The organism is Burkholderia sp. HAN2018, from assembly GCF_024704855.1.
Taxonomy (GTDB): domain Bacteria; phylum Pseudomonadota; class Gammaproteobacteria; order Burkholderiales; family Burkholderiaceae; genus Burkholderia; species Burkholderia cepacia.
Genome location: NZ_QOBB01000333.1, coordinates 1 through 5,867 on the forward strand (window position 1 = coordinate 1; position 5,867 = coordinate 5,867).

The 5,867-nt window shown below is 70.3% G+C and carries 5 protein-coding genes; 2 read left to right on the top strand and 3 right to left on the bottom strand.

Annotated elements, in window-relative coordinates:
• Positions 1–730: 730 nt before the first annotated feature.
• From DPV74_RS38415 to DPV74_RS38425, 3 genes are all read right to left on the bottom strand, one after another.
• The gene (locus DPV74_RS38415; RefSeq protein WP_021164122.1) at positions 731–934 is read right to left on the bottom strand and encodes a DUF2970 domain-containing protein; all 204 of its coding nucleotides are present in this window, start codon (positions 932–934) and stop codon (positions 731–733) included.
• A 123-nt stretch (positions 935–1,057) separates the two neighbouring features.
• Positions 1,058–3,253, bottom strand: coding sequence for a pyridoxamine 5'-phosphate oxidase family protein (locus tag DPV74_RS38420; protein WP_119339084.1), 2,196 nt, complete (start codon positions 3,251–3,253; stop codon positions 1,058–1,060).
• Between the two features lie 36 nt (positions 3,254–3,289).
• A complete protein-coding gene (locus DPV74_RS38425; protein ID WP_060342116.1) occupies positions 3,290–3,934 on the bottom strand; it encodes a glutathione S-transferase family protein in 645 nt (214 codons plus the stop codon).
• A gap of 127 nt (positions 3,935–4,061) precedes the next feature.
• Between DPV74_RS38425 and DPV74_RS38430 the strand changes: the two genes are divergently transcribed.
• Both DPV74_RS38430 and DPV74_RS38435 read left to right on the top strand, forming a co-directional pair.
• Positions 4,062–4,997, top strand: a complete 936-nt coding sequence (locus tag DPV74_RS38430) for a LysR family transcriptional regulator (protein WP_060195077.1) — start codon at positions 4,062–4,064, stop codon at positions 4,995–4,997.
• Positions 4,998–5,227: 230 nt separating this feature from the next.
• Positions 5,228–5,867: thiamine pyrophosphate-binding protein (locus tag DPV74_RS38435; RefSeq protein ID WP_257943147.1), on the top strand; the 640-nt coding region annotated here is incomplete at its 3' end.

The following is a 5,867-nucleotide window of genomic DNA, read 5'->3' on the forward strand; positions in this document are numbered from 1 at the left end:
GCCGGCGTGTCGCCCGGCGCCGCGGCGGCCTGGGCCGCGAAAAGCGTGATGCCGACGCCGACACCAAGCCCGACCTTCGCGCGCCGCCGCCGTGCGGGCGACGCTGTTGTTCTATTCACCGTCATTGCTCTGGATGGAAAACTCGCCACTCGACCCTGTCGAAACCCGTTACGAAGCTGCGAAGCGTGCCCGCGACCGGATCTGCCTCCGCCGGACGCACGCGCCGGCACGACATTCGTCAGACGAACCGGGCGAACCAGACGATCCGGCACGCACGCGGGCCGCTCGGTCGGGAAGACGCAGGATGGGACATCGGATTCAGGTGACGCACCGGGAACCGACGCAGCCGTCGACCGGTTCGTCGGGGCGTGTCGGGCGGCCGGCGGCATCGCGCGGTCTTGTCATGCGGGGGGACGCTTCGAACGCCCCGGTACGGGCGCGACGGTCTGGTGCACGCCGTTCGATGGAACGGCGGCGTGCCCGTCGCGCACGACATCGCGGCGCGGCGCGCATTTTACCCCGGGCGGGGCGGGCTGCCCTGGAATCGGGCGAATCGGGTGAACGGAAAGCGGGAACGGGAACCGCGCGATTCGTGCGGCACAGCGACGGTGCCGATGTGCGCATGACCGGCGTCGTGCGCGGCCACCTCGATGACCGGCACCGTCACGCGCCGGTCACGCGGCCGGAAACCGGAGCGGGAACGTTCTCCCGCTCGCGATTCGGCGGCCGGTCAGAATCCCTGCATCGTCGCGGTCGGATCGACGACCAGGTGCACGACGCCGTAGATCACCGCGCCGACGAGCAGCGCGAGCACGATCGCCACGAACGGCAGCAACGTGTAGTTGACGTTCGCGAGATCGGCCGCGTGCGCCTTGCTGTTGCGTACGCCGAAGAAACTCCACAGGACCAGCTTGATCATGCCGAGCAGTTTCATGGTTGTGCTCCTTTCATCGAATCGGTTGACGCTATCGTCGATCCGACCGGCATCCGAAAAAAGAAGCAGTTGCGCGCGCTTTTCGCGCAGCAGGCCGTCTGCGGCCGCATGTCGCAGGGCACGTCAGCGATCGAGCACGAGCGGCTCCGACCCTTGCGCGGGCCGCGCGACGCACAGCAATGCGCAGCCGGGTTCGACCGGCGCATCGGGCGCCTGCTCGTAGTCGACCGCGCCGGACAGCACGCGCGTCGCGCACGTGCCGCACGACCCGGAGCGGCATTCGGACGGCACGGCCACGCGCTGCCCTTCCGCGAATTCGAGCAACGTGCCGTCGGCGGGCATCCACGCGGCATCGCGGCCCGTGCGCCGGAATACCACCGGCACGCCCGCCGCCGGCGCCCCGGTCGTGCGGGTCGCGCTGCGCGCCACGCTCGACGGCCCGAACGCCTCGAAGCGGATGCGTTCGTCCGGCACGTTCAGCGCGCGCAGCCCGTCGTACAGGTCGCGCATGAACGCCGACGGCCCGCACAGGTAGAAGTCGTAATCGTCGAACGTCAGGAGCCGCTTCAGTTGCGCGAGGTCGATGCGGCCTGCCTGCGCCGCCGACCCGTCGTGAGGATGGCTGTCGAACCAGTGGAGCGACAGCCGTGCGTCGGCGGCCGCGATGCGTGCCAGCTCCGCCGCGAACGGCCGGTCGGCCGCGTCGCGCGCGCCATGCACGAACACCACGCGGCGCGATGGCCGATCGTCCGCCAGCGCGCGGCGCAGCATCGCGGTCATCGGCGTGATGCCGATGCCGGCCGACACGAGCACGGCCGGGCGCGGGCTCGCGAGATCGAACGTGAAGCGCCCGCGCGGCATCTGCGCGTCGAGCGCCATGCCCGCCCGCGCGTGATCGTGCAACCACGCCGACACGCGCCCTTCGCGCTTCACGGTGATCCGGTAATGCGTGCCGCCCGGCGCATCGGAGAGCGTGTAGCTGCGGATCAACGGCGTATCGCTTCCCGGCAGCGTGATGCGCAGCGTCAGGTGCTGCCCGGCTTCGTAGGCGGGCAATGCAGCGCCGTCCGCCGGTTCGAAATGGAACGAGCGAATCGCGCGCGCTTCGTCGACGATCTTCGCGATGCGCAGCGGCCGCCATGCGGGTGCCGATACCGATACCGATGCCGATGCCGATACCGATACCGATGCCGATGCCGATACCGATACCGATGCCGATGCCGATGCCGATGCCGATGCCGATGCCGATGCCGATGCCGATGCCGATGCCGATGCCGATGCCGATGCCGATAGTGATTCTGATGCGGGTGCGGTGACCGACGCGGTTGAAGTCTGCACCAACCCGCCCGCCGCCATCGCCGCGAACTGCGGCGCACGTTCGACCGCCGACCACCGGAACGGCAGCACCGCGCGCATGCGCCGCACTTCCCGCACATGGAACCGCACGACCCGCTGCGCGCCGTCGAACGACGCGACGAGCGGCCCGTCCCACACGATCTCGGCGCGCGCGGCCACAACCAGCAGGTCGCCGTTGTCGAAATCGACGAACAGCAGCCCCGCACGCGGATCGTGCTGCAGGTTGCCGAGCGTGTTGAAGAAGCGGTTGCCGCTGAAATCCGGCGTCGTCAGCGTGTGCGCATCGTCGACGCGCACGAAGCCCGGCATCCCGCCGCGATGCGACACGTCCGCGCCACGCGCAGCGCCCGCGTCGGTCGACGTGTTCGCGCTCGCGACGAAGAACGTATCGGCCTGCGCAAGCAGCGCTCGATCGGCGTCGTTCAACGCGTCCGATACGTCGGGCCCGGCGGACGCGCCGGCTTCCCGGGCGACGAACGTCGGCTTGCGTCCCTGGATGTACTTCGCGCAGTTGCCGAAGCTCTGCTCGACCGCGATCGTCAGCGCATCGCCGTCGACCGCGCGCACGACGCCGTTGACACGATTGCGCCGCCGCGTATCGAATTCGATCCCGAGCCCGCCGAGCGGCGCGCCCGGCCGCCACGCGCCGTCCAGCGGATCGCCCGGCAACGCGCGCGCCGCGATGCGCAGCGTACGCGGGCCCGGCGACGTCACGAACCCCGGCGCGCCGGCGCGCAGCGTCGCCCACGGCTGGCCGTTCGCATCGACGCCGCCAAGCACGAAGAATGGCAGTTGCGCGAAAAACGTCCGGTGCTGGTCCGGCATGAAACGCCGGATCCCGCGCCGGCCGGCCGAACCCGCGGCCGCCGTCACGCCCGCGCGCTGCTGCACGGCGAGCTCTCCCGCGTGAAACGGCGCGGTGTCGAGTTCCCAGCCCGGTACGACGGTGGTCGGGGTGTTCATCGCATTCTCCGTGGGCAGGCGCGGCGTCGGTGGGCGTTACGCGGCGAGCAGGCCGGCGCGCGTCGTCGGCATCGCAACGAAGCCCGGCAGCGCCTCGACGCGTGCCAGCCACGCACGCACGTGCGGATACGGTTCGAGCGACACGCCGCCTTCCGGCGCGTGCGCGATGTACGAGTACGCGGCGACGTCCGCAATCGTCGGCTGCGCACCGGCCGCGAACGGCTTGCCGGCCAGCTCGCGATCGATCACGTCGAGCACTTTCGCTGCCGTACGCTTGGCCGCCTCGTGGTCGAGCTTCGCGCCGAACACTGTCACGAGCCGCGCGGCAGCCGGCCCCGTTGCGATCGGCCCGGCCGCATACGAGAGCCAGCGCTGCACGACGGCCGCGCTGGCCGGGTCGTCGGGCAGCCAGTGCGCGTCGCCGTAGCGCTTCGCGAGGTACACGAGGATCGCGTTCGAATCGGCGATCACCGTGCCGCCGTCGTCGATCACGGGCACCTGCCCGAGCGGATTGAGCGCGAGGAACGCCGGCTCGCGCTGTGCGCCGGCCGCGAGATCGACGTCGACGGTCTCGGAAGGCAGGCCGAGCAGCGACAGGAACAACCGGACGCGATGCGCATGCCCGGACAGCAGGAACGAGTAGACGCGAATCGGCGAAGCAGGCTTGCGGACGGCAGACATGGAAAACACTCCGGAATCTCGCGCCGCCGGGAATCGGCGACGAACACCTGCAGCGTAGCGCTCGCCGTTCGTCTCCAGAAGATGGATAATCGCGGAAACATTATCCGCTCCCATAGGACAATCGACGATGGCCGATCTGCGCGACGTGAACCTGAACCGGCTGGCGGTCTTCGTCGCGGTGGTCGACGCCGGCTCGCTGACGGCCGCGGCCGAGCGGCTCGGCCTGGCGAAGACGGTGGTCAGCACGCACATGCAGCGCCTCGAATCCGAGGTCGGCGCGAACCTGCTGGTGCGCACCACGCGGCGGCTGAGCGTGACCGACGCCGGGCGGGCGTTCTACGACGCGTGCCGCGACATCGTGCGCGCCGCGGAAAGCGCACTCGACGCGGTGTCGTCCGACGCGGGGCCGCTGCGCGGCACGCTGCGCGTGAGCGTGCCGATCGACTACGGCGCGCTGGTCGTCGCGCCTGCCGTCGTCGCGTTGCGCGACCGGCATCCGGGCCTCGACGTCGAACTCGTCGCGAACGACCGCGTCGTCGATCTCGTCGCGGACAACCTCGACGTCGCGATCCGCATCGGCCGCCTCGCCGATTCGAACTATCGCGCGGTGCAGCTCGGCACCTACGAGAAATGGCTGGTTGCGAGCCCCGCGTTCGTCGCGCGCCACGGGCGGCCGCAGGACACCGATGCGCTCGCCGCGCTGCCGTTCGTGATGCTGTCGACGCTGCCGCGCCCGCATACGCTCGAACTCGAAGACGCGAACGGCGGCACCGCTTCGGTGCGCTGTGTCGCGCACGTCGTGTCGAACACCGCCACCGCGTGCCGGGCGATCGTGCTCGCGGGCGGCGGCTTCGGGCTGCTGACGGATTTTTCGACCGCCGACGACCTCACGGCCGGCCGGCTCGTCCGGCTGCTGCCCGCGTGGCGCTCGGCGCCGGCCGGGATCCATGCGGTGTATCCGTCGACGCGGTTGCCTTCGCCGAAGGTGCGGGCGTTCATTGATGCGATGAAGCAGAGGATCGACGACACGCGGCCGGCACGCAAGACGAAACGCGAACGCTAGCGCACGCCGAATTCCGTTGCGGCTGCGCGCCGCGCCGTTGCCGGTCCGCGCATTCCATTCCTCCGATGTATCGCGACATCCTCGCGACCACGCATCGCCATGCAAGGCGCTCATGCGCGGCATGAAAACTAATCGATTGTTGGCGCCCCGGATCGACGCCGACAATCCGCTGCATGCCCCCTCGCTTGCGGTACGGGCCACTCCCCCTCCCAATCGGCACGTCACGATCCATGAACCATCCAGTCCCCCTCTCCTGCATCGCCGAGGCCCGCACGGCCGCGCCGGCACCGTTCCTTGCCCGTCCCCGCACCTGCGGCGAAGCACTCGTCGACCTGCTCGAACGTTATGGCGTCGAATGCGTGTTCGGCATTCCCGGCGTGCATACCGTCGAGCTGTATCGCGGGCTCGCAGAGTCGTCGATCCGCCATGTGACGCCGCGCCACGAACAGGGGGCCGGCTTCATGGCCGACGGCTACGCGCGCGTCACGGGCCGGCCGGGCGTCTGCTTCATCATCACCGGGCCGGGCATGACCAATATCGCGACCGCGATGGCACAGGCCTACGCGGATTCGATCCCGATGCTGGTGATCTCGAGCGTCAACGCACGGCGCGAGCTCGGCAGCGGCGACGGCCGCCTGCACGAGCTGCCGTCGCAGCGTGAAGTCTTCGCGGGACTCACCGCGTTCTCGCACACGCTGCTCGACGCGGCCGACCTGCCGCAGGTGCTCGCGCGCGCGTTCGCGGTCTTCGAAAGCGCACGGCCGCGGCCCGTGCACATCGAGATTCCGCTCGACGTGATCGTGATGCCGGCGCCCGCGCTGCCCGCCGCGCCACCCGTGCTGCCCGCCCGCCCCGCACCGGACGCCGGCG